This window comes from Thauera aminoaromatica, from assembly GCF_000021765.1.
Taxonomy (GTDB): domain Bacteria; phylum Pseudomonadota; class Gammaproteobacteria; order Burkholderiales; family Rhodocyclaceae; genus Thauera; species Thauera aminoaromatica.
On record NC_011662.2, the window covers coordinates 1463459 to 1487044 of the forward strand.

Below are 23586 nucleotides of genomic sequence, written 5' to 3' on the forward strand. Positions count from 1 at the left end.
TCAGCCTGCCTTCCAGTCCTCGATCGGAACCGGCCGGCCGAACAGATAGCCCTGGAACAGCTCGCAGCCGCGCGTCAGCAGCAGCTCGTGCTGGGCGGCGGTCTCGACACCCTCGGCCACCACCTTCAGGTCGAGCGAGCGGCTGAGCGCGAGGATCGCGCGCACGATCGCCTCGCTGCTGGTGTCCTTCTCCATGTCGCGCACGAACATCTGGTCGATCTTGAGCTGGTCGAAGGGCAGGCGCTTGAGATAGGACAGCGAGGAATAGCCGGTGCCGAAGTCGTCGAGTGCGAACCTCACCCCCAGGGCCTTGATCTGGCGCATGCGCAGCACCGTGGTCTCGATGTCGCCGATCACCACGCTCTCGGTGAGCTCGATCTCGAGGCCGCCGGGGCGGATGCGGTGGCGCTCGATCGCCGCCGCCACCTTGCCGACGAAGTCGGGCTGGTGGAACTGGCGCGCGCTGACGTTGATCGACAGGCTCAGCCCGGCCGTGGAGGGCGTGCGCTGCCATGCACGCAGTTGCGCACAGGCGGTCTCCAGCACCCACTCGCCGATCGGCACGATGAGGCCGGTCTCCTCGGCGAGCGGGATGAAGGCGGCGGGCGAGATCATCTCGCCCTCGGCGTCGAAGCAGCGGATCAGCGCCTCGGCGCCGATCACGCGGCCGTTGCGGTCGAGCTGCGGCTGGTAGTACAGGCGGAAGCCGTTGCAGGCCAGCGCCGCGCGCAGCTTCAGCTCCAGCTCGGCGCGCGCGGCCACCACCGCCTGCATCGCCTCGCTGAAGAAGCGGATCAGGTTGCGGCCGTCGTCCTTGGCGCGCGCCACCGCCACCTCGGCCTGCTTGAGCACCGCGTCGGCCGCCGCGTTGCGGCCGCGGAACAGGGTCAGGCCCAGGCTCGCGCCGACGTGGTAGGGGCCGCTCGCGAGGCCGAGCTCGCAGGGCGCGGTCACGCAGCGGTGCAGGTGCTCGGCGATCTTCTCGGCGCGGCCGATCGCTTCGTCGCGGTCCGCGCCCAGGTTCTCGACCACGATCGCGAAGTCGTCGTCGCCCACCCGCGCCACCGTGTCCTCCTCGCGCAGCGCGCCGCGCAGGCGCTGCGCCACCTCGCGCAGCAGGGCATCGCCCACCTCGTGGCCCTGGGTGTCGTTGAGCAGCTTGAAGTGGTCGATGTCGAGCAGCATCAGCATGCCGCTCGCGCCGCTGCGCGCGCTCGCCGCGATGGCGTGGCGCAGGCGGTCCCACATCAGGCTGCGGTTGGGCAGGCCGGTGAGGGTGTCGTAGTAGGCGAGCTGGCGGATGCGCGCCTCGGCCTCGCGGCGCCCGGTGATGTCCTCCTTGATCGCCACATAGTGGCTGACGCTGCCGTCGGCCTGCTTGATCGGCGCGATCGTGGCGAGCTCGGTGTAGGTGCCGCCGTCCTTGCGGGTGTTGATGAACTCGCCGCGCCACACCTCGCCGCGGCCGAGCGTGGCCCACAGGTCGGCATAGGTGGCGGCGGAGGTCTTGCCGGCGTTGAGCAGGCGCGGGTTCTGGCCGATCGCCTCTGCGGCGGTGTAGCCGGTGGTGCGCACGAAGGCCTCGTTGACATACTCGATGCGACCATCGGTGTCGGTGATCACGATCGTGTTCGGGCTCTGCTCCACGGCCAGTGCGAGCTGGCGCAGGCGCAGCTCGACCTCCTTCTGCGCGGTGATGTCCTGGCCGATCGAGTGCACTTCGACGCAGCGCCCCTCCTCGTCGAGCACCGGCAGGTCGAGCCAGCGCAGCCAGCGCGTGCGGCCGTCGGCCTGGCGGAGGCGGCGATCGGTGGTGAGCGTGCCGGCGCCCTGCAGCATCCGCGCGATGGCGGCGTGGACCTCCGCGCGCTTCGCCTCCGGCACGTTGTCGATCCAGCGCGTGCCCGGCAGGGACGCGGCCTCGGTGCCGAGCAGTTCGGCGTAGCGCTCGTTGCAGGTCAGCAGCGTGGTATCGGGCCGCCAGGCGCAGGTCGCCTCCCGGCGGCTGTCGATGAGGGCGTCGAAGCTGCGCTTGCTGCGCGCGAGCTGGCGGCGGCTGCGGTGCAGGGCAGCCTGCAGCGCCAGCAGCAGGCCCAGGGTGGCCAAGGCGATGATCGTGGCGACGGTCGCGGTCTGCCGCCAGGGCGCGAATTGCTCGGAGATCGCGCGGCCGATCACCACGTAGAAGGGGTAGTCGCGCAGCGCCTGGAAGGCGAAGCTGCGCTCGACTTCGTCCGCGATGCCGACGTAGCGCGCGCTGCCGGACGTCTCGCCGCGGCGGATGGCCAGGAAAGGCTCGGTGCTGGTGATGTCGGCGACCCGGCTGGCGCCGTGGTCCGGCAAGCGCAGCACCAGGCGGCCGTCGTCGCTGCGCCGGATGCTGACCATGCCCTGGCGACCGGCGTCCACCCCGAGCAGCAGGTCCTGCAGGCGCTGCAGGTCGAGCGCGACCGCGACCACGCCGACGAAATCGCCCGCCGGGTTGCGGATCGCTTCGTAGGCCACCACGACCTCGCGCGGGCCGGCCTTGTAGATCACGGGCTCGGAGAAAGCGAGCGCGTCCTGGCGGTGTTCGCGGGCGTGGCGGAAATATTCGCGGTCGCCGATGTCCCATTGCGGCGGCGTGTCGAGGGTGCTGGCCAGGATCTTGCCCTGCGCGTCGGTCACCAGGATGGCGACGGCTTCCGGAAAGCCGCGCGCCAGATGCTGCAACTCCAGCTGCAGCTGCACCAGCGAGGCCTCCCACGCGGGGGTGCCCGCGTTCTCGTGCAGGCCGATGCGGATGTACTTGTCGCGCATGAACCCGATGCTCATCTCGATGCGGCGCAGCGCGCCCTCGATCTGCGTGGCCAGCACGCGCACCTCGTTGCGCGAGGCGGTGGTGGTGATCGTCTCGGCCGAGCGGTGGGAGAACAGCAGGAAGGCGGCGAGCAGCCCGAACACCAGCAGCACCGCCACCGCCGCCTGGACCAGCGGACGCTCGAAGACGCCGCCGCGCGGGGCGCTCATCGGACCCCCTGCGCACGCGTGCTGCGCGTCGGCGCCCGGTGCGGGACGAGGAAGCGGCGCGCGGAATCGGACATGGGGAGCAATCGGACAGGGAACAAGCCGCAATTATCCGGACAGCAGCAGACAGGTCACTGCACTATGTCACGACGGGCGACGCAAATCCGCCCGGCATGCGAGCGGGACACGCACGGCGCGGTCCGCGATTCATGGAAAATGGCGGCCTCTTCGATCCTCCGCGGAAGCCACCATGACCCCCACCTTCGCCCCCGTCGCCCTCGAACACGCCAGCCGGCTCCTCAACCACGGACCCACGGTGCTCGTCACCAGCGCCCAGGGTGGTCGGCGCAACGTGATGGCGGCGGCGTGGTCGATGCCGGTCGAGTTCTCTCCGCCGCGCATCGCCATCGTGATCGACAAGCGCACCTTCACCCGCGAACTGATCGCCGCCAGTGGCTGTTTCGGAGTGTGCATCCCGGGCGCGGCGCTCGCCGACCTGACGTTTGCGGTGGGCAGTTGCAGTGGCCGCGAGGGCGACAAGTTCGCGCGCTTCGGCATCGCGGCGCTCGCGGGGCCCGTGCTGGGCGTGCCGCTGATCGAGGCCGGCTGCGCGGCGTGGATGGAGTGCCGCCTGATCCCCGAGCGCCACACCGAGGACGCCTACGACACCTGCTTCGCCGAGGTCGTGGCCGCGGCCGCCGACGCGCGGGTGTTCTCGTCCGGGCGTTGGGACCTGCGCGCCGACAACGCCGAACTGCATACGCTCCACCACCTCGGCGCCGGCAACTTCGCCCGCGCCGCCGACGTCGTCCGCGCACGCCCTCTGTAGGCGCGCCGGCAGGCGCGATCGGCCGGACGAAACCGGTCTTTACCCGCCGGAAGGGGGCGGTCCCTTGGGCGGTGCGGCGATCGCCATGCGCAGTCCCCACAGGCCCAGCAAGGCGAGGCCGAGGAGCGCGAGCACGCCGGGCTCCGGCACGGGCCTGCCGACGGTGGCCGTAGGTGCGCTCGCATCGGGGTGGGTCACGAAGCCGATCGTGAAGGGCGGATCGTCCGCCACGCAGCCTTGTGCGGACGCACAAACACCCAGCAGGTAGTTGCCCGGCGCCAGCATGTCGACGGAGAAGTCCAGCCAGCCCTCGGAGATGCACGGGTTGGGCGGATACTCGGCGCTGCCCACAAAGCAGGCCTCGTCGGGCAGGCCGCTCTCGCGCACCAGGCGGATCGGCAGGGCTTCGTCGTCGAAGCCGTCGAGGCGGGCGAGGATCGCAAGCGGGCCGCCGGCGAAGTGGAAGCGGAACACGTCGATGCTGTCGTCGCCGCCGATGCTGCCCTGGATGCGTTCGATGGAGGTTCCGACCACGTCCTGCGGCGAGGCGAAATCACCGGCGTCGCCGCGTTCCTGGAACACCGCGCCGGCGTGCGCGGCGAACGGGATGCAGAACAACAGCAGGCTGCAGAGGATGCGCGCGATCATGCTGGCCTCCTTGCTCCGGAGTGTCGGGTACTGCCCTCCCTTGGGGGGAAGCATTCGCCGTGCCCGACGATCAGACCATTGATTATCTGCGCTTATTTTTGAAGGTTCGGCACCGGGTGTAAAAATTTCCGACACTTCCATGCCGGCTGGCGGCCGGTTTCAGCTGTGCCGCCGTGCCTTGCCTTCGGCCTTGTCGCGGTACATCGCGGCATCGGCGTGGCGGGCGAGGGTGGTGGAGTCGCTGCCGTCCTGCGGGTAGTGGGCGAGGCCCATGCTCACCGAAACCGCGAGCTCTCCACCGTCGATCATGAACGGGCGGTCGATCGCCGCGCGGATCTTGTCCGCGACCACTCTGGCGTCTTCGGCCGACGCGATCCCGGGCAGCAGCACGACGAACTCGTCGCCGCCGATGCGCGCCGCGGTGTCGGACTCGCGGATGCTCTGGCGGATGCGCGCCGCCACGCCTTCGAGCACGCGGTCGCCGACGACGTGGCCGAGGCGGTCGTTGATCGGCTTGAAATCATCGATATCGACGAACAGCAAGGCCAGCCCGCCGTCGTCGCGGCGGGCGGACGCGAGCGCCACCGCCATGCGGTCGTCGAAGAGCGCGCGGTTGGGCAGCCCGGTGAGCGCGTCGTGGCGGGCGAGATGCTCGAGCTCGCGGCGGCGGTGCTCGAGCTCGGCCAACTGCTGCCCGATCTGGGTGCGCAGCTCGGCGAAGCGGCGGGCGAGGGCGCCGATCTCGTCCTGACGCTCGACCGGCAGCGCCGGGGCCTGGTCGTTGTCGTAGAAGTTCTGCACCGCGGCACCCAGCACCTCGATCGGATGGGTGATCGCGCGGGCGAGGATGGCCGCGAGCAGGATGCCGGTGAGGCTCATGCCGATGACGATCTGCAGCATGATCCCGCGCAGCGGATCGAGCTCGGCGAGCACGGCGGCGCGTGGGCGCGCGAGGCCGAGGATGAAGGCGCCCTCTTCGGTGCGCAGCTGCACCCGCGCGGCGATGAAGGCGGCGACCAGCGGCGCCTGCGCGTGCTCGCCGGCATCGCTGTCGATCATCGACTCGCTGCTGCGGCCGTCGATCACGGCCTGCGTGGCGGGGAACTCGTCCTGCACCCGTACCCGGCGTCCCTTGTCGAAGCCGAAGGTGCGCGCGGGGTCGGGGTGGATCAGGTAGTCGCCCGCGCTGTTGGCGAGGTAGAGCAGGAAGTCGGCGGGCAGGTCGGCGGCGAGCAGGGCGAACACGCCGTTGAGGTCGATGCTGCCCACGATCACCCCGCGTGGCCGGCCCGATTCGTCGACGACCGGGGTGGCGAGCTGCACCGCGGGCCGGCCGAGGGCGGCGTGCGAGCCACGCTCGCGATTGATGCTCACGCGCGACATGTAAACCTCGCCCGCTGCCAGCGCGAGGGCGTCGAAGACGTAGGGGTAGTGGCCCTTTTCCTGCAGCGCGTCGCCGTCCACGCGCAGCAGTGCGTCGCCGTCGCGGTCGATCCGCACGCGCTCGAGGCCGTGGTCGGCGGCGCCGATCAGGCGGAGCTGGAAGTAGGCGCGGTTGGCCGCCATCGGCAGGGCGAGCAGGGTCGCGAGCTGCGTCGCAGCCTGCGGGTCGTCGCTCTCCAGCGCCGCGAGCGCGGCCGGGTGGCGGGCGAGCGCGAGCAGGGTGCGCGAGATGTCCTCGCGCACCTGCGTGATGCGCTGCGCGAGCACCCGGGTGGAGGTGAGCAGCTCGGCACGCGCGCTGTCCACCAGCACGGTCTCGCTGGCGCGCTGGGCCTGGAAGGCGGTGATGCCGGCGGAGAGCATGCCGGACAGGGCGAGTACGATGCCAAGACGGGCGGCGATGCCGAATCTCATGGCGCGAGCACCCGTGCGCCGCGGTCGCCGGAGAGGATGCGCTCCCACAGCAGGTTGCGGCGTTCGACGTCCTCGACCGGTTCGAGCCAGACCAGGCGGTCGGTTTCGGCCTGGTGCGGCGCCGGGTCGCGGGTGTTGTCGAGGCCGTGGCGCGCGCTCAGCACGTGCGCCGGGCCGGTGCCGAGCAGGTGGTCGATCCACGCCAGCGCGAGCGCCTGGTTACGTGCGCCGCGCGTCACCACCCAGCAGTCGAGCCAGGCGAGCGCGCCTTCGCGCGGGATCGCATAGCCCACGTCCGCCCCCGCTGCGCGCAGGAGCTGCAGCTGCTGGGTGCCGTAATTGGCGTACATCAGCGCCGCGCCGCGGCTGACGAACAGATGCGCGGATTCTTCCGGCTGGGCGTAGAAGGTCAGCAGGTTGCGGCGCAACTCGACCAGACGCTCGACCGCCGGCGCCCAGTCGGCGGCGTCGAGGCGGAAGGGCGATGCCTTGCCCAGCATCTGTGCGGCGAGCGAGAAGTTGTGCGAGCCGCTGTTGTACACCAGCACCTTGCCGCGGTAGCGGGCGTCCCACAGCGCGGCGATGGACTGGGGTGGCGCGTCGAACTGGCGCCGATCGTAGATCAGGCCCATTTCGGCCCAGGCATAGGGGATGGCGTACAGCTTGCCATCGCGAGTCGTGCCGGGCAGCGTTGCCGGGTTGCGGAAGCGCGGCAATTGCGCACCGAGGTTGGGCAGCGCGGCCGGATCGATCGCCACGGCCACGCCGCGGTCGATGTAGCGCTGCAGCTCGGCGGTATTGACCGCGAACACGTCGTAGTCGGTCGCGTCGTTCGTGCTGAGCTTCTGCCACAGCGTTTCGTCGGAATCGACCTGGGTGACTTCGACCCGGGCGCCGGTGCGGGCCTCGAAGGCCTGCACCACGTCGGCGTCGGCATAGCCCGGCCAGCTCAGCACGCGCAACACCTCGGTCGCGCAGGCCGTGCCGGAGAGTGCGAGCGCGAGCACAAGCCAGGGGAGGCGATGCAGGCTCAAGCGACGAAGCATGACGGATCGGCTCCTGGATCTGGCGGCGGGGAAGGATCTTGGGGGGTGCGAGGCAGTTTAAGCGCGCCGAGCCTGCCGCGGAAGCGCGCCCGACGGCTGGCCGCCAGCCGCCGCCGGGCGGTGGACGGGCCGCCCATGCTGGAGCGCCGCAAGTCGCGATCGCGGCCTTGGGGCACTCCGCTGCCGCTCATCGTGCCCGGTGCCGCTCGATCCTGCGGGCCGCCTCGTCGATCTGTTATCTTCGATCCCATGGACCCCATCATCTCGATCTCCGCTCTGTCCAAGACCTACGCCTCCGGCTTCTCCGCGCTGAAGGGTGTCGACCTCGACATCCGCCGCGGCGAGATCTTCGCGCTGCTCGGGCCCAACGGCGCGGGCAAGACCACGCTGATCAGCATCGTGTGCGGCCTGGTCAATGCCAGCTCGGGCAGCGTGCGGGTGGATGGTCACGACATCGTGCGCGACTACCGCGCCGCGCGCGCCCTCGTCGGCCTGGTGCCGCAGGAACTCACCACCGACGCCTTCGAGACGGTGTGGAACACGGTGAGCTTCACGCGCGGCCTGTTCGGCAAGCCGCCCGACCCGGCCTACATCGAGCAGCTGCTGAAGGACTTGTCGCTGTGGGCGAAGAAGGATGCCAGGCTGATGATGCTCTCGGGCGGCATGAAGCGCCGCGTGCTGATCGCCAAGGCGCTCTCGCACGAGCCGCGCATCCTCTTCCTCGACGAGCCCACCGCCGGGGTGGACGTGGAGCTGCGCCGCGACATGTGGCAGCTCGTGCGCCGCTTGCGCGACAGCGGCGTCACCGTGATCCTGACCACGCACTACATCGAGGAGGCGGAGGAGATGGCCGACCGCATCGGCGTGATCGCCAAGGGTGCGCTGATCCTGGTCGAGGACAAGGCCGTGCTGATGACGAAGCTCGGCGGCAAGCAGCTCACGCTGCAACTGGCGGCGCCGCTCGCCGAGGTCCCGCCCGCGCTCGCGCGCTACGGGCTGGTGCTGGGCAAGGGCGGCAAAACGCTGGTCTATCGCTACGAGCTCGGCAGGGGCGAAGGCGGGGAAGGGGGCGAGGGCAGCGATCCGGCAGGCGATGGCGCGATCGCAGGCTTGCTGCAGGACCTCGCCGCCGCGGGGATCATGTTCACCGACCTGCACACTACCCAGCGTTCGCTCGAAGAGATCTTCGTCAGCCTGGTGAGCGAGCGCGAAGCGCCGGGTACGGACGAGCGGGGCAACCGGGCCGAGGCCGCAGGGGAGGGCGCACGATGAACTGGCACGCGGTCCGCGCGATCTACCTGTTCGAGATGGCGCGCACGAAGCGCACGCTGCTGCAGAGCGTGCTGGCGCCGGTGATCACCACCTCGCTGTATTTCGTCGTCTTCGGCTCGGCGATCGGCGCGCGCATCCCCGAGATCGAGGGCGTGAGCTACGGCGCCTTCATCGTGCCCGGCCTGATCATGCTCAACCTGCTCACCCAGAGCGTGTCGAACGCCTCCTTCGGCATCTTCTTCCCGAAGTTCTCGCGCACGATCTACGAGATCCTGTCGGCGCCGGTGTCGCACTTCGAGATCGTGCTGAGCTACGTGGGCGCGGCGGCGACCAAGGCGGTGATCCTGAGCCTGATCATCCTCGCCACCGCCACCTTCTTCGTGCCGCTGCGCATCGAGCATCCGCTGTGGATGATCGCCTTCCTGCTGCTCACCGCGATGAGCTTCAGCCTGCTCGGCTTCATCCTCGGCATCTGGGCGGACAACTTCGAGAAGCTGCAGCTCGTGCCGCTGCTGATCATCACCCCGCTGACCTTCCTCGGCGGCAGTTTCTACTCGATCGACATGCTGCCGGCGGGGTGGCGCACGGTGTCGCTGTTCAACCCCGTGGTGTACCTGGTGAGCGGCTTCCGCTGGAGCTTCTACGGCAGCGCGGATGTGGCGGTGGGGGTGAGCCTGGCGATGACGCTGCTGTTCCTGGCGGTGTTCGTGGGGGTGGCGACCTGGATGTTGAGGACGGGGTATCGGCTGAAGCCTTGAGGGGCGCAGGCCCGCCGGCTGGCGTCGCATCCGGGGTGCCGCATCCCGGGCGTCGGAATCGCGACTTGCGTCGCTCCCACGGGAGATTCCGGACCGGTGCGTTTTCCGGTCACCGCGGCGATTCCGTCTACCGCCGCGGGTCCGTGCTTCTCTCGTGGGAGCGACGCAAGTCGCGATTGCAGCGGCGACGGACCGCCACCACTGCAATCGCTTGCGACGGAGGTGCTGCGGCGCAAGGCCCGGCGCCTCGCCCCTTACGGGTACAGCCCGCGCTCCGCGCGCGCCTCCAGCACCCGCGCGCAGGCGATGATGAAGGCGGCGGTGCGCAGCGACACCTGCTTCTCCTGGGCCACCTTCCAGATCGCGGTGAAGGCGGCGACCATGATGCGCTCGAGGCGCTCGTTGATTTCGTCCTCGGTCCAGAAGAAGCTGGAGAAATCCTGCACCCATTCGAAGTACGACACGGTGACGCCGCCGGCGTTGGCGAGCACGTCGGGCACGACCAGGATGCCGCGCTCGTGGAGGATGTCGTCCGCGGCCGGGGTGGTCGGGCCGTTGGCGCCCTCGACGACGATGCGCGCACGCGCGCCGGCAGCCCGCTCGACGGTGAGCTGGCCTTCGAGCGCGGCAGGGACGAGAAACTCGCACTCGAGGCGCCAGAACGCCTCGGGGTCGATCGGCGCGGCGCCGGCGAAGCCCTTCAGGCCGCCGTTCGCGGCGGTGTGCTCGAGCGCGGCGGGGATGTCGATGCCGGCCTCGTTCACCAGGATGGCGGTATGGTCGGCGATCGCGATCACGCGCGCGCCGGCGTCGTGGAACATGCGCGCGCCGATGCCGCCGACGTTGCCGAAGCCCTGCACGACCACGCGCGCGCCCTCGATCGGCAGGCGCAGGTGGCGGGCGGCCTCGCGCGCGGCGATGAAGACGCCGCGGCCGGTGGCTTCCTGGCGGCCCAGGCTGCCGCCGAGCGCGATCGGCTTGCCGGTGACGACGCCGGTGGCGGTGCCGCCGCGGTTCATCGAGAAGGTGTCCATCATGATCGCCATCGTCATCGCGTTGGTGCCGACGTCGGGCGCGGGGATGTCCTTGTCCGGGCCGATGACGATGCCGATCTCGGAGGTGTAGCGGCGGGTGATGCGCTGCAGCTCGCCCTTGCTGACGCTCGCCGGATCGACGCGGATGCCGCCCTTGGCGCCGCCGAAGGGGAGCCCGACCGCGGCGTTCTTGATCGTCATCCAGCCGGCCAGCGCCATCACCTCGTTGAGGGTGACGTCGGGGTGGAAGCGCACGCCGCCCTTGCCCGGGCCGCGCGACAGGTTGTGCTGCACGCGGTAGCCCTCGTAGTGGGCGACGGTGCCGTCGTCGCGCTCGATCGGCACATCGACGATCAGCGCGCGCTTGGGATGCTTGAGGGTCTCGATCCAGCGTTCGAGCGCGCCGAGATGGGGGCGCACGCGCTCGATCTGCTCGACGAAGCTCGCCCACGGCTCGGGGGCGGCCGGGTTCAGGTAGGAAAGGCCGCCGACGCGGTCGAGGGCCGCCTTGTCTTGTGGTGTCGCACTCATCTGTCTGCCTCGTGTGGTGTGAGAAGGTGCGCGCATTGTGTGGATTGCCCTGGCCCGAAGGCATGCCGTTGCTACATCGGGTCATGCGTCTTGCGCATAGGGTGGCCGGAGGGGCCGGAGGGGCCGGTGAGTCGGTGTGCAGCCGCGTGCCTCGGCTACCCGCGGCGCTCGGGTTCTGGCGCAGGAGCGACGCGAGTCGCGATTGCGGTGGCTTGGCCGCGACCGACATCCGACGTGGTCCGACGCGGCGCAATCGCGACTTGCGTCGCTCCTGCAGCGGTTCCTACAGAGGCTTTGCGGCGAGGTGCTGCCACAGGCGCAGCAGCTCGGGCTTGGTGTTGGCGCGGTCGCGGTAGAGGCGGACCTCCATCTCCAGGCTCCACTCCGGGCCGCCGGCGACCACCACCTCGCCGCGTTCCACCTCGCGCGCGACCGCGCTCGCGGGCAGGAAGGCGAGGCCGTGACCGGCGAGCAGCATGGCCTTGAGGCTCTCGGCCATGTCGGATTCGTACTGCAGGGCGAGGTGGGCCGGATGGGCGGCGCGGTCGAGGATGGTGTCGACCATGCGGCGCAGGTAGGTGTTGGGTCCGTAGCGCAGGAAGGGGATGGGCGCCTCGGCCGAACCGGGCAGCTGCCAGCCCGCGCTGCGCGCGAGCCGGCGCGGCAGGTAGGGGCGCACGCGCTCGACCGCGAGCTGGATGCCTTCGAAGCGCGCGGGATCGAGCCACACCGGGTGGGTCGGATGGTGGTAGCACAGCAGCAGATCGCAGCCGCCTTCCACCAGCATGGTCACCACGTCATGCACGTTGCCCGCGATCAGCCGCGTGGGGACCTCGCCGAACTCGGCCTTGAGCCGCCCCAGCCAGGTCGGGAAGAAGGCGAAGGCGAGCGTGTGCGGGACGGCGAACACGAGCGCGTCGCCCGCGGTCGTCTGGTGGCCGCGCACCAGCGCGCGCGCCGCATGCAGGCGGTGGATGAGATCCGCCGCCGGTCCCTTGAAGGCCTCGCCCGCTTCGGTGAGCCGGGTCGGGAAGGTGCTGCGGTCGACCAGCGCCACCCCCAGCCAGGCCTCGAGCGCGCGGATCCGGCGCGAGAAGGCGGGCTGCGAGACGTGGCGCTGCTCGGCCGAGCGCGAGAAGCTCCCGCTGTCGGCGAGGCTGAGGAAATCTTCCAGCCATTTGAGTTCCATGGGCGGGCCCTGCAGGGGGAGAGACCCCATTGTATGCAGGAAATCCGCCGGCGTTCCCCGCGTACCGCCGCTCGGCGCCCGTCGCCCATCGGGCCCGGTGCTCGCCGGGCCGGGGCAGGACGCGCGCGGCCGACATGCCCGGGTATGCATGCGGGATTCGCAGGCCCTATAATGGGGCGTTTCGTGAACTGGTTCGCATGATTCAGGTAACCGGGCGCGACTGCGCCGCAAAATTGCGGCAGAGTTCGCGCACTGTCCCCCAATCCCCCATGCGCCGGAGAGCCCCCGTCGACGCCCGTCGCGGTACGACCGATGATCCGTACCTCGCTCAATTTCCGCCTGTGGCTGACGATCGCGATCGCGGTACTTCCGGTGCTGCTGTTCGTCTTTTTCGACTTCCACGAGCGCCGTGAACAGGCGGTGGCCGAGACCCGCGCCGAGATCGCGCTGCGCCTGGCGGATGCGAACCGCGAGGCGCAGGCCGCGCATCGCGCGGTCGCGTTGGTGTTGCGGATCATGGCGCGCTCCAACGACCTGCAAGCGCTGGATTCCGCGCAATGCTCGGGCATCGCCGGGCGCCTGCTCAAGTCGCTGGACGGTTTCGCAAACATCGGCGCCGCGCTGCCCGACGGGGAGATCTTCTGCAGCGGGAGGCCGATGAGCGCCCCGGTGACGGTGATCGATCGCGCCTGGTTCCGCACTTCTCTCGACAGTGATGAAATTTCCCCCGGGGAGTTTGTCATCGGCAGGGTGTCGGGAACGCCGAGCATGGCTTTCGGCTACCCGCTGCGTGCGGCGGACGGCACGCTGCGTGCGGTGATCTTCGCCACCATCACGGTGGCGTGGTTCGATCGCCTGATCGAAGGGTTCCGCCTGCCTGAGGGTTGGGAGGCGAGCGTGATCAGCAATTCCGGCCTGGTGCTCGCGCACCAGCCCGAGCGTGCGCCCGAGGGCTGGCGCGCGCACAAGGTCCCCGCGACGACGCTCGCGCGCATGGCCGCCGTCGTGCGCGACGAAGGCGGCATCGCCGAACTCGCCGGCATCGATGGCGTGCAGCGCCTGTACGGCATCGGCGTGCCGGATTTCGCCCCTGGCAGCGGCTTTTTCGCGATCGGTGCGCCGCTGGAGCGCTCGCTGGAGGCGGCGGGGCAGCGCCTGCTGATGTACCTGGCCCTGGTCGCGGCCATCGCGCTGGCCTCCGCGCTGATCGCGCGCTTGTACATCTACCGGCTGATCGAGGTGTGGGCGACGCGGGTGCGCGGTGCGATTGCCGAGATCGCTGCCGGGCGGCGCGATGCGCGCATCGGGCAGGCCACCGGCGTTGCCGAGCTCGACGCGCTCTCCGAGGGCATCGACCAGATGGCGTTGGAGATCGGCAAGCGCGAGGGCGAGCTGCAACGCCTGTCGATGGTGATCGAGCAGAGCCCGGAGTCGATCGTCATCACCGACACCGCGGGGTGCATCCTGTATGTGAACGAGGCCTTCCAGCGCATCACGGGCTATGCGCGCGACGAGGTGCTCGGACGCAACCCGCGCATCCTCAACGGCGGGTTGACGCCGCGCGCAACCTACGAGCAGATGTGGGCGACCTTGCTTGCAGGCGAGGTGTGGCGCGGCGAGTTCCACAACGTCCGCAAGGACGGCTCCGCCTATCTCGAGCTGGCGACGATCGCGCCGATCAAGGACGCGGGCGGCACGGTCACCCACTACGTGGCGGTCAAGGAGGACATCACGCAGCGCAAGCAATCCGAGGCGCTGCTGCACCGGCTGGCCTACTTCGATGCGCTGACCGGGCTGCCCAACCGCGCGCTGCTGCACGACCGCATCGCCCAGGCCATCCGCAGCGGTGTGCGCCGCGAGAGCTTCGGCATGCTGATGCTGGTCGACATCGATCGCTTCCGCCAGCTCAACGACACCCTCGGTCACGCCGCCGGAGACCGCCTGCTGTGCGAGGTCGCGGCGCGCCTGCGCGCGAGCGTGCGCGAGGAGGACACGGTCGCGCGCCATGGCGACGACGACTTCGCCGTGCTCGTCGAGCGCATCGGCGAAACCGAGGCCGATGCGCTGAGCCACGCCGAGCACGTCGCACGCAAGCTCCAGCGCGCGCTGCAACAACCCTATGTGCTCGGTGGTACGGAGGGCGACCGCCACTTCGCGACGCTGAGCTTCGGCATCAGCCTGTTCCACGACGGCGTGAGCTCGCTCGAGAGCCTGCTCAAGCAGGCCGAGGTGGCCTTGTACCGGGCCAAGCAGGACGGGCGCGACATCGTGCGCTTCTTCAACCCCGAGATGCAGGCGGTGGTCGATGCCCACGCCCGTCTCGAGGCCCGCATGCACGAGGCGCTGGAAGCGAACGCCTTCCGGCTCTTCTTCCAGCCCCAGGTCAACCGGCGCGGCGTGGTGATCGGCGCCGAGGCCCTGCTGCGCTGGCCGCTCGACGGTGGCGCCATGGTGTCGCCGGCCGAGTTCATCCCGCTCGCCGAGGACACCGGCCACATCGTCCGTCTCGGCTTGTGGGTGCTGCGCAGCGCCTGTGCCCAGCTCGCGCGCTGGCAGATGAACGAGGGCACGCGCCACCTCAAGATCGCGGTCAACGTCAGCGCGCGCCAGTTCCACCAGCCCGACTTCGTCGCCAGCGTGAAGGACTCCGTGCGCGCCGCGGCCATCGACCCTTGCCGCCTCGAGCTGGAGCTCACCGAGAGCGCCATCCTGTCGGACGTGGACGAGACCATCCGGCGCATGAACGAGCTGCGCGCGCTCGGCATCCGCTTCGCGCTCGACGACTTCGGCACCGGCTACTCCTCGCTGTCCTACCTCAAGCGCCTGCCCTTCGACCAGCTCAAGATCGACCAGTCCTTCGTGCGCGACATGGCCGAGGACGAGAGCAGCGAGGCGATCGTGCTGGCGATCCTGTCGCTGAGCCACGCGCTCGGCCTGGAGGTGGTGGCCGAGGGGGTGGAGATGCCGGAGCAGCGCGACTTCCTGCGCCAGCATGGGTGCGATTCCTTTCAGGGTTACCTGTTCGGCAAGCCGCTGCCGATGGAGGCCTGGGGCGACTTCCTCGAGATGATCTGAGGCCGGCCGCGCGCCCTGCCTACACCGGCACGCCCAGCACGTGCGTCGCCGCCACCGCACGGTCGTCCCCAAGCATCATCAGCACGAAGAGGCGCTCCTCCAGCGTCGCGCAGGCGGCGCTGCGGCGCTCGAGCAGGGGCGTTGCGCGCGGGTTCAGGACGACGAAGTCGGCCTCCTTGCCGGGCGCGAGGTTGCCGATGCGGTCGTCGAGGTAGAGGCTGTGCGCGCCGCCCAGGGTGGCGAGGTGGAAAGCGCTCGCCGCCGACAGCGACTGGCCGGCGAGCTGCAGCACCTTGTAGGCCTCGTTCATGGTCTGCAGCATCGAGAAGCTGGTGCCGCCCCCCACGTCCGTGCCCAGTCCCACGCGCACGCCGAGCGCGCGCGCGCGCCGCAGGTCGAAGAGCCCCGAGCCGAGGAAGAGGTTGGAGGTGGGGCAGAAGCTGATCGCCGCGCCGGTCTCGGCCATGTGCCGGCGGTCGGCGTCGTCGAGCCAGATGCAGTGCGCGAACACCGCGCGCGTGCCGAGCTGGCCGGCGCGGGCATACACGTCGAGGTAGCTGCGCGCCTGCGGGTACAGCTGCGCCACCCAGGCCACCTCGGCGCGGTTCTCGGCGAGGTGCGACTGCAGGAAGACGCCCGGGTGCTCGTTGAAGAGGCGACCGGCGAGCGTCATCTGCGCGGGCGTGGAGGTGGGCGCGAAGCGCGGGGTGATGGCGTACAGCAGGCGGTCGCGGTTGTGCCAGCGCTCGATCAAGGCCTTCGACTCCGCGTAGCCGGTCTCCGCCGTGTCGCGCAGGAAGTCGGGGCAGTTGCGGTCCATCAGCACCTTGCCGGTGATCATGCGCATGCGGCGCGCGCGCGCGGCCTCGAAGAGCGCATCCACCGAGGCCGCGTGCACCGTGGCGAAGGCCGCCGCGGTGGTGGTGCCGTTGCGCAGCAGCTCGTCGCAGAAGAAGCCGGCGACCTCGGCGGCATGCGCGCGGTCGGCGAAGCGGCGCTCGGCGGGGAAGGTGTATTTCTCCAGCCATTCGAGCAGCTGCTCGCCGTGGCTGGCGATGATGTCGGTCTGCGGGTAGTGCACGTGGGTGTCGACGAAGCCGGGCAGGATCAGCTTGCCGCGGTGGTCGGCGAGCGGCGTGCCGGCGGGCAGCTTGGGCAACAGCGCGGCGGCGGGGCCGCATTCGGCGACGTGGCCGTCGCGCACGATCAGCACGCCGTCGGCGAAGTGCTCGAGCGCGCGCGGGTCGGCCGCGGGGTCGGCGAGGAAGTGGACGATCTCGCCGCGTACGGCGGAGAGCCGCGGGGAGGGTGGGGCGGAGGGCTTCATGTCTCGTGGCCGGATTCCGTGGGTTGCGTGGCCGGTGCGCCCGCTGCGGGCCGGCGCGGCGTGCTCGGGGGATGCGCTTGCGGGCGCAGGCGCATCACTTCGGCGGCGATCGCGAGCGCGATCACCTCGGCTTCCTTGCCCGGCAGGCCGGGCAGGCCGACCGGGCAGCGCAGGCGTGCGATGCGCGCTTCTTCGATTCCGCGCGCGTGCAGGCGGTGGGCGAAGCGCGCGCGCTTGGTCTGCGAGCCGATCAGGCCGCAAAAGCGGAAGTCGTCGCGCGCGAGGATGGCTTCGACCAGCTCGAAGTCGAGCGCGTGGCTGTGAGTGAGGACCAGGAAGACCGCGCCCGCGGGCGCCGCGCGCACCTCCGCCGTCGGCGTGTCGGTGCAGTGCGGTTCGACATTGGGCGCAAGCGCGGGCGGGAATTCCTGCGCGCGCGCGTCGACCCAGCGCACGCGCAGCGGCAGCCGCCCGAACAGCTCCGCCAGCGCCCGCCCCACATGGCCCGCGCCGAACATCACCACCTGCAGCGCCGGCGGCGGGCTCGCATCGAGCAGGATCGCCGTCCCGAGCGCCGCGGCGGATCCGGGCGCTGTCGCCGATCCGTCGGCCCGATCGCGACTCGCGTCGCTCCTACGAGGAGCGGCGAGGTCTTCCTGTAGGAGCGACGCAAGTCGCGATCCGGCGCCCGGGGCCGGGGTCGCGGTGGATCCCGGCGCCGTCGCCCCCTCGTCGGCCCGATCGCGACTCGCGTCGCTCCTACGAGGAGCGGCGAGGTCTTCCTGTAGGAGCGACGCAAGTCGCGATCCGGCGCTCGGGGCGGGGGGCGCGGCGGATCCCGGCGCCGTCGCCCCCTCGTCGGCCCGATCGCGACTCGCGTCGCTCCTGCAGCCGAGCATGAACAGGAGGAGGGCGGTGTCCTCGCCGGCGGCGAGGAGGTCGCGGGCGTGGGCGGAGAGGGCCGGGTCGGTGCAGGTGTGTCCCACCGATTCGCGGTCGAACACCGCGACCGCGCCGGCGTGCGGGCCGTCGATGAAGATCCGCCGCCCCCAGGCGCGGCCTGCGGCGGCGAGCGTGGCGGCGCGCCCGACCCACTCCCGCTGTGCCGGGCCGACGCGCTCGAAGGCCAGCACCACGACGCCGCCGCAGCACTGGCCGAGGCTGGCGCCGAGGGCGAAACGTTCGAGGCGCGGGGAAGGGGCGTCGGCGACGAGCAGCTCGCGCGCGATCCCGATGGCGCGCTGCTCCAGCCGGCCGCCGCCGACGCTGCCCTGCACCTGGGCGGCCGTCACCACCATGTGCGCACCCGCGGCGCGCGGTGCCGAACCTCGTGTGGCGGCGACCGTGACCAGGACCGCGCGGGCGTCGGTCTCGAGCAGACAGGAGAGGGTGGAGATCCAGGAGGGCAAGGGGAGGTGAGCTGCGAAGGACGAAACGTCGGGGGGTCAGGCGTCAGGCGTCAGATGGGAGGCGTCGGGCGTCGGGCGTCGGGCGTCGGGCGTCGGGCGCCGGCGCACCGCGTCGAGCGCGTCGAGGATGGCCTCGGGGGTGGCGGGTGCGCGCAGGGGCGGGTTGCTGTGGCCGTCGCCGGCGGCGGCGATGGCGTCGCGCAGCGCGAAGAAGACCGAGAAACCGAGCAGCAGCGGCGGTTCGCCGACCGCCTTGGAGCGCAGGAGGGTGTCGGCGCGGTTGGGGTTGTGGAACAGGCGCACGCGCAGGTCCGCCGGGCAGTCGTGCGCGGCGGGGATCTTGTAGGTGGAAGGCGCGTGGGTCATCAGGCGGCCCTCGGCGTTCCACCACAGCTCTTCCATGGTGAGCCAGCCCATGCCCTGGATGAAGGCGCCCTCGACCTGGCCGCGGTCGATCGCCGGGTTGATCGAGCTGCCGGCGTCGTGCAGCAGGTCGGCGCGCAGCAGGCGCCATTCGCCGGTGAGCGTGTCGACCACCACCTCGGACACCGCCGCGCCGTAGGCGAAGTAATGGAAGGGGTGGCCGGTGAGCGTGGCCGCGTCCCAGTGCAGTCCGGGCGTGGCGTAGAAGCCGTCGGACCACAGCTGCACGCGGGCGCGGTAGGCCGCGCCGACGAGCTCGGCGAAGGGGATCGTGTGTGCACCGACGTACACCTGGCCGTCGGCGAAGCGCACCGCGGCCGGGTCGGCGGGCCGGCGGCCTGGGCGCGCATCGCCGCGGTCTTCGCCTTGGCCCCCCTCGCCCCCCTCGGCGAAGCGGCGCAGTGCGAACTCCGCCAGGCGCATGCGGATCGTGCGCGCGGCGGCGGCCGCGGCCTGGCCGTTGAGGTCGGCGCCGGTGGAGGCCGCGGTGGCCGAGGTGTTGGCCACCTTGCTGGTGTCGGTGGCGGTGGCGCGCACGCGCTCGAGCGCGATGCCGAGCTCGGCGGCGACCACCTGGCAGACCTTGGTGTGCAGGCCCTGGCCCATCTCGGTACCGCCGTGGTTTACCAGCACCGAGCCGTCGGCATACACATGCACCAGCGCGCCGGCCTGGTTCAGGTGGGTGAGGTTGAAGGAGATGCCGAACTTCACCGGGGTGAGCGCCAGCCCGCGCCGCAGCACCGGAGCGGCGGCGTTGAAGGCGGCGATCTCGGCGCGGCGGGCGCGGTAGTCGCTGCTCGCTTCGAGTTCGTCGACCAGCGCGTGCAGCACGTTGTCGGCGACCACCTGGCCGTAGGGCGTGGTGTCGCGCCCCGGGCCGCCGTAGAAGTTGGCGCGGCGCACGTCGAGCGGATCGCGCCCGAGCGTGCGCGCGATGCCGTCGATCACCCACTCGGCGAGGATCGCGCCCTGCGGTCCGCCGAAGCCGCGGAAGGCGGTGTTGGACTGGGTGTGGGTGCGCGCGAGCCGGGCACGGAGGTCGGCCGCCGGCAGGTGGTAGGCGTTGTCGACATGGCAGAGCGCGCGCGTGGCGACCGGGCCGCTGAGGTCGGCGGAGCAGCCCGCGCGCGCGACCATGTCGACGCGCAGCGCGAGGAGGCGGCCCTCTTCGTCGTGACCGACGGTGTAGTCGTAGTGGAAGTCGTGGCGCTTGCCGGTGATGGCGATGTCGTCGTCGCGATCGGGGCGCAGCTTGATCGCACGGCGAAATCTCGCCGCCGCCAGCGCCGCCACGCAGGCGAACAGCGCCGACTGCGACTCCTTGCCGCCGAAGCCGCCGCCCATGCGGCGCATCTCCACGACCACGCGGTGGGCGGCGATGCCCAGGCAGTGCGCCACCACCTGCTGCATCTCGCTCGGGTGCTGGGTGGAACACCACACCTGCATGCAGCCGTCCTCGCGCGGCTGGGCGAGCGCGACCTGGCCTTCGAGGTAGAAGTGCTCCTGGCCGCCGACCTGCCATCGCCCCTCCACGCGATGCGGCGCCGCGGCCAGCGCCGCATCGACGTCGCCACGCATGAGGCGCATCGGCGGCAGCACGAGCTCGCCCGCGCATGCGGCCTCCAGCGGGTCGAGCCGCGCCGGCAGCGGTGCGTAGTCGATGCGGGCGAGGCGCGCGGCGCGGCGCGCGGCGTCGCGCTCGTCGGCGATCACCGCGAAGATCGGCTGGCCGACGTAGTGCACTTCGCCTGCGGCGAGGATGGGGTCGTCGTGCACGATCGGCCCGCAGTCGTTGCGTCCCGGAATGTCGGCGGCCACCAGCACGCCGAGCACGCCGGGCGCCGCGAGCACCGCGCCGAAGTCCATCGCCACGATGCGCGCGTGCGCCTGCGTCGACAGGCCGAGCGCCGCGTGTGCGGTGCCGGCGGGTTCGGGGAGGTCGTCGACGTAGGTGGCCTCGCCGGCCACGTGCAGGTGGGCGGACTCGTGCGGATGCGGCTGGCCGGCGGGGGGGGCGGATGCCGGCGGTGACGAGGTGGGCTCGATCGGCTCGTTCATCACGTTCTCCTCAGCGCCCGCCGCCGGCGAGATCTTCCGCGGCGAAGGCGCGCGTCTGCGCCGCGGCGAGCGGCGCGTCGGGGCGGGTCTCGAGGAAGAAGCGCGCGAGCAGGCCGGCGGCGGCGCGGCGGCGGTAGCCGGCGCTCGCGCGCAGGTCGTCGAGCGGGGCGAAGTCGTGTTCGAGCGCGCACTGTGCGGCGGCGAGCGCGGCTTCGTCCCAGGGCCGGCCGGCGAGCGCGGCCTCGGTGGCGGTGGCGCGCCTGGGCGTCGCCGCCATGCCGCCGAAGGCGATGCGCGGAGCGTGGATCCGGCCCGCGCGCAGCTCGAGCGCGAAGCCGGCGCATACCGCGGAGATGTCGGAGTCGAAGCGCTTGGCCAGCTTCCAGCTGCGCAAGCGTCGCGCGGGTGCGGGCGGCGGCAGTTCGATCGCCTCGACGATCTCGTCGGCGGCGAGGTCCTTCTTCATGTAGTCGAGATAGAAGTCCTCCAGCGCCAGGCTGCGCCGGCCGCGCACGCTCGCGAGCACCACGCGCGCGCCGAGCGCGATCAGCGCGGGCATCGAGTCGCCGATCGGCGAGCCGTTGGCGACGTTGCCGCCGAGCGTGCCGGCGTTGCGCACCGGCGGCGAGGCGAAGCGCTCCCGCAGCTCGGCCAGCTCCGGGTGCAGGCGGACGAGCGCGGCGAAGGCGGCCGTGAGCGAAGCCGCTGCGCCGATGCGCAGGCCGCCGGCGTGCGGCACGATCGCGCGCAGGGCGGCGACCTCGCCGGTGTGGATCAGGGTGTCGAGCCGGCGCAGGCCCTTGTTGACCCACAGGCCGATGTCGGTGCCGCCGGCGAGCAGGGTGGCCGCGGGGTGGCGGCTGCGCAGGGCGAGGAGTTCGTCCACGCTGCGCGGGGCGACGAAGCGGCCGCCCTCGTGGCCGAAATCGAGCGTGTCGTCGCGGCGCAGCGCGAGCAGGGCGGTGCGCAGGCGATCGCGGTCGAGCAGGCGCGACGGGGCGTCGAACATGCGCTCGCCGGCCTCCACGATCGGCCGATAGCCCGTGCAGCGGCACAGGTTGCCGGCGAGCGCGCTGCGGATGCGGGCGGGATCCGCGGCGGCCTCGCCCTGCGCGTGACGGTCCTCGTACAGCGCCCACAGCGACATCGTGAAGCCGGGGGTGCAGAAGCCGCATTGCGAGCCGTGGCAATCGACCATCGCCTGCTGCACCGGGTGCAGGGCGCCACCGGCGAGGCTGCGCAGGTGTTCGACGGTGAACACCGCCTTGCCGTCGAGCGTGGCCAGGAAGCGGATGCAGGCGTTGACCGCGTACAGGCGCGGCGCGTCCGCGGGGTCGTCGGCGAGCTCGCCCACCACCACGGTGCAGGCGCCGCAGTCGCCCTCGTTGCAGCCTTCCTTGGTGCCGACGAGGCCGCGCGCGCCGCGCAGCCAGGCGAGCAGGCTGGTGGTGGGGGCGAGGTCGGTGATCGACACCGCCTCGCCGTCGAGCAGGATGCGTATCGTCTGGCTGTCCATCTTCGGATCCCGGGGGCGCAGGCCCGAAGATGGTAGCGCGTTCGGCGCCGCCTCAGTGCGCCAGCGCCGGCTCGATCGCCTCGGCGCTGGCGCTGCGGCGGCCGCCGTTGAGGAAGAGGTTGAGCGTCACCGCGGTGATCGCCGCGAGCAGGATGCCGCTGTGCAGCAGGGGTTCGAGCGCGTGCGGCATCTGCTGGAAGAACTTCGGCGCCACCATCGGGATCATGCCGGCGCCCACCGACAGCGCGACGATGTAGAGGTTGAAGCGGTTGTTGCGCAGGTCGGCCGCGAGCAGGATCTTGATGCCGGTGGCGGCGACCATGCCGAACATCACCAGGCCGGCGCCGCCGAGTACGTACTGCGGCACCGAGGCGATGATCAGCGCCATCTTGGGGAAGAGGCCGAAGGCCATCAGGATCGCGCCGCCCGCCACGCACACCCAGCGGCTCTTGACGCCGGTGACGCCGACCAGGCCGACGTTCTGCGAGAAGCTGGTGTGCGGGAAGGTGTTCAGGAAGCCGCCGATCAGGGTGCCGAGGCCGTCGGTGCGCAGGCCGCGGGTGAGGTCGTCGCGCGACAGCCGGCGGCCGGTGAGCTCGCCGAGCGCGAGGAACATGCCGAGCGACTCGACCATCACGACCACCATCACCAGGCACATGGTGGCGATCGAGATCGGGTCGAAGATCGGCGCGCCGAAGTGCAGCGGCGTCACGATCGACACCCAGGGCGCGTCGGCGAGGCCGTCGAAGCCGACCTTGCCGAGCGCGATCGCGATCGCGAAGCCCACGCCCATGCCGACCAGCACCGCCACGTTGGACAGGAAGCCACGACCGTAGCGGGTGATCGCCAGCACCACGACCAGCACGATGGCGGCGATGGCGAGGTATTCCGGGGCACCGTAGGCGGGGTTGTCCACCATCAGTCCGGTCGCCGCGTCGCGGATGCGCGGCTGGCCGCCGGCCGACCAGTTGATCGCCACCGGCATCAGCGAGAGGCCGATCACCGCGATGATCGAGCCGGTGACCACGGGCGGGAACAGCGGCAGCGCGCGCGCCACCAGGGGCGCGAACAGGATGCCGAAGAGGCCGGCGGCGATGCCCGCGCCGAGGATGGCGTTGATGCCGAGCGCGGGGTTGCCCGCCATCGCCACCATCGGCCCGACCGCGGCGAAGGTGACGCCCATCATGATCGGCAGGCGGATGCCGAAGCGGCCGACTCCGAGCGCCTGGATGATGGTGACCAGGCCGCAACACAGCAGGTGGGCGTTGATGAGAAAGGCGATCTGGTCCTTGGGCAGCTTGAGCGCGCCGCCGACGATCAGCGGTACCGCGATCGCGCCGGCGTACATCACCAGCACGTGCTGCAGGGCGAGGGTGAACAGGCGCCCGCCGGGCGGGCACTGGTCTACCGGGTCGAGTTCGAGCGGCCGGCTCGTGCGGGTTTGATCGGACATCGTGGCGTCTCCTTGTCGTTATGGACCGATGAGTCCAGTCTAGGATCGCGCCGTGATATGGAAACCCTTATGGGCTTATAGGACGGATCAGGGGATCCGTATGGTGTGTGCGGGGAGGGGGAGGCGTGGTGGGGCAGGGGAAGGAGAGCGGGAGC

15 protein-coding genes are annotated in these 23586 nt (G+C 71.2%); 4 read left to right on the forward strand and 11 right to left on the reverse strand.

From position 1 onward, the window contains the following. Positions 1-3009, reverse strand: a complete 3009-nt coding sequence (locus tag TMZ1T_RS06500) for a bifunctional diguanylate cyclase/phosphodiesterase (RefSeq protein WP_012584970.1) — start codon at positions 3007-3009, stop codon at positions 1-3. Between the two features lie 247 nt (positions 3010-3256). Between TMZ1T_RS06500 and TMZ1T_RS06505 the strand changes: the two genes are divergently transcribed. Beyond that, positions 3257-3835 carry a flavin reductase family protein gene (locus tag TMZ1T_RS06505; RefSeq protein ID WP_004309126.1) on the forward strand — a complete coding sequence of 193 codons (579 nt, stop codon included), beginning with the start codon at positions 3257-3259 and terminating at the stop codon, positions 3833-3835. 39 nt (positions 3836-3874) lie between these two features. On the opposite strand, the gene TMZ1T_RS06510 is transcribed toward TMZ1T_RS06505, so the two are convergent. From TMZ1T_RS06510 to TMZ1T_RS06520, 3 genes are all read right to left on the reverse strand, one after another. Then, a complete protein-coding gene (locus tag TMZ1T_RS06510; RefSeq protein ID WP_004309125.1) occupies positions 3875-4483 on the reverse strand; it encodes a PEP-CTERM sorting domain-containing protein in 609 nt (202 codons plus the stop codon). A gap of 159 nt (positions 4484-4642) precedes the next feature. Next, a complete protein-coding gene (locus tag TMZ1T_RS06515) occupies positions 4643-6340 on the reverse strand; it encodes a diguanylate cyclase domain-containing protein (protein ID WP_004309124.1) in 1698 nt (565 codons plus the stop codon). Then, positions 6337-7386 (reverse strand): ABC transporter substrate-binding protein, encoded by a 1050-nt coding sequence (locus tag TMZ1T_RS06520; protein ID WP_004309123.1) that lies wholly within the window; start codon positions 7384-7386, stop codon positions 6337-6339. The genes TMZ1T_RS06515 and TMZ1T_RS06520 overlap by 4 nt, the downstream gene beginning before the upstream one ends. A gap of 249 nt (positions 7387-7635) precedes the next feature. Here TMZ1T_RS06520 and TMZ1T_RS06525 point away from each other — a divergent pair, with 249 nt between their 5' ends. Next, positions 7636-8658: an ABC transporter ATP-binding protein gene (locus TMZ1T_RS06525; protein WP_012584971.1), complete on the forward strand. Its 1023-nt coding sequence runs from the start codon at positions 7636-7638 to the stop codon at positions 8656-8658. Next, positions 8655-9416, forward strand: coding sequence for an ABC transporter permease (locus tag TMZ1T_RS06530; protein WP_012584972.1), 762 nt, complete (start codon positions 8655-8657; stop codon positions 9414-9416). Before TMZ1T_RS06525 ends, TMZ1T_RS06530 begins: the two co-directional genes overlap by 4 nt. Before the next feature lie 254 nt (positions 9417-9670). Here TMZ1T_RS06530 and TMZ1T_RS06535 read toward each other — a convergent pair whose 3' ends face one another. Further along, a complete protein-coding gene (locus TMZ1T_RS06535) occupies positions 9671-10981 on the reverse strand; it encodes a Glu/Leu/Phe/Val family dehydrogenase (RefSeq protein WP_004309118.1) in 1311 nt (436 codons plus the stop codon). Positions 10982-11264: 283 nt separating this feature from the next. Then, on the reverse strand, positions 11265-12170 hold the full coding sequence (locus TMZ1T_RS06540; protein ID WP_004309117.1) for a LysR family transcriptional regulator: 906 nt from the start codon (positions 12168-12170) through the stop codon (positions 11265-11267). Positions 12171-12482: 312 nt separating this feature from the next. Here TMZ1T_RS06540 and TMZ1T_RS06545 point away from each other — a divergent pair, with 312 nt between their 5' ends. Continuing rightward, a complete protein-coding gene (locus tag TMZ1T_RS06545; RefSeq protein ID WP_004309114.1) occupies positions 12483-15245 on the forward strand; it encodes a bifunctional diguanylate cyclase/phosphodiesterase in 2763 nt (920 codons plus the stop codon). A gap of 19 nt (positions 15246-15264) precedes the next feature. Here the strand turns inward: TMZ1T_RS06545 and guaD are convergent, their stop codons facing one another. The 5 genes from guaD to TMZ1T_RS06575 are packed head-to-tail and all read right to left on the reverse strand — an operon-like array spanning position 15265 to position 23431. Continuing rightward, positions 15265-16572 carry a guanine deaminase gene (guaD, locus tag TMZ1T_RS06550; RefSeq protein ID WP_004309111.1) on the reverse strand — a complete coding sequence of 436 codons (1308 nt, stop codon included), beginning with the start codon at positions 16570-16572 and terminating at the stop codon, positions 15265-15267. Further along, positions 16569-17981, reverse strand: a complete 1413-nt coding sequence (xdhC, locus tag TMZ1T_RS21410) for a xanthine dehydrogenase accessory protein XdhC (protein ID WP_012584973.1) — start codon at positions 17979-17981, stop codon at positions 16569-16571. Before xdhC ends, guaD begins: the two co-directional genes overlap by 4 nt. 36 nt (positions 17982-18017) lie before the next feature. Beyond that, complete coding sequence (xdhB, locus tag TMZ1T_RS06565) at positions 18018-20462, reverse strand: xanthine dehydrogenase molybdopterin binding subunit (RefSeq protein ID WP_004327391.1); 2445 nt, start codon at positions 20460-20462, stop codon at positions 18018-18020. Between the two features lie 10 nt (positions 20463-20472). After that, positions 20473-21978, reverse strand: coding sequence for a xanthine dehydrogenase small subunit (gene xdhA, locus TMZ1T_RS06570; protein WP_012584974.1), 1506 nt, complete (start codon positions 21976-21978; stop codon positions 20473-20475). A gap of 52 nt (positions 21979-22030) precedes the next feature. Continuing rightward, positions 22031-23431, reverse strand: a complete 1401-nt coding sequence (locus tag TMZ1T_RS06575; protein WP_012584975.1) for a nucleobase:cation symporter-2 family protein — start codon at positions 23429-23431, stop codon at positions 22031-22033. Between the last annotated feature and the right edge of the window lie 155 nt (positions 23432-23586).

What these genes read in the sequence shown, in the direction of transcription:
- TMZ1T_RS06500 (WP_012584970.1), bottom strand. Translation starts at nt 3,009, where the DNA reads ATGAGCGCCCCGCGCGGCGGCGTCTTCGAGCGTCCGCTGGTCCAGGCG.
- TMZ1T_RS06505 (WP_004309126.1), top strand. Translation starts at nt 3,257, where the DNA reads ATGACCCCCACCTTCGCCCCCGTCGCCCTCGAACACGCCAGCCGGCTC.
- TMZ1T_RS06510 (WP_004309125.1), bottom strand. Translation starts at nt 4,483, where the DNA reads ATGATCGCGCGCATCCTCTGCAGCCTGCTGTTGTTCTGCATCCCGTTC.
- TMZ1T_RS06515 (WP_004309124.1), bottom strand. Translation starts at nt 6,340, where the DNA reads ATGAGATTCGGCATCGCCGCCCGTCTTGGCATCGTACTCGCCCTGTCC.
- TMZ1T_RS06520 (WP_004309123.1), bottom strand. Translation starts at nt 7,386, where the DNA reads ATGCTTCGTCGCTTGAGCCTGCATCGCCTCCCCTGGCTTGTGCTCGCG.
- TMZ1T_RS06525 (WP_012584971.1), top strand. Translation starts at nt 7,636, where the DNA reads ATGGACCCCATCATCTCGATCTCCGCTCTGTCCAAGACCTACGCCTCC.
- TMZ1T_RS06530 (WP_012584972.1), top strand. Translation starts at nt 8,655, where the DNA reads ATGAACTGGCACGCGGTCCGCGCGATCTACCTGTTCGAGATGGCGCGC.
- TMZ1T_RS06535 (WP_004309118.1), bottom strand. Translation starts at nt 10,981, where the DNA reads ATGAGTGCGACACCACAAGACAAGGCGGCCCTCGACCGCGTCGGCGGC.
- TMZ1T_RS06540 (WP_004309117.1), bottom strand. Translation starts at nt 12,170, where the DNA reads ATGGAACTCAAATGGCTGGAAGATTTCCTCAGCCTCGCCGACAGCGGG.
- TMZ1T_RS06545 (WP_004309114.1), top strand. Translation starts at nt 12,483, where the DNA reads ATGATCCGTACCTCGCTCAATTTCCGCCTGTGGCTGACGATCGCGATC.
- guaD (WP_004309111.1), bottom strand. Translation starts at nt 16,572, where the DNA reads ATGAAGCCCTCCGCCCCACCCTCCCCGCGGCTCTCCGCCGTACGCGGC.
- xdhB (WP_004327391.1), bottom strand. Translation starts at nt 20,462, where the DNA reads ATGAACGAGCCGATCGAGCCCACCTCGTCACCGCCGGCATCCGCCCCC.
- xdhA (WP_012584974.1), bottom strand. Translation starts at nt 21,978, where the DNA reads ATGGACAGCCAGACGATACGCATCCTGCTCGACGGCGAGGCGGTGTCG.
- TMZ1T_RS06575 (WP_012584975.1), bottom strand. Translation starts at nt 23,431, where the DNA reads ATGTCCGATCAAACCCGCACGAGCCGGCCGCTCGAACTCGACCCGGTA.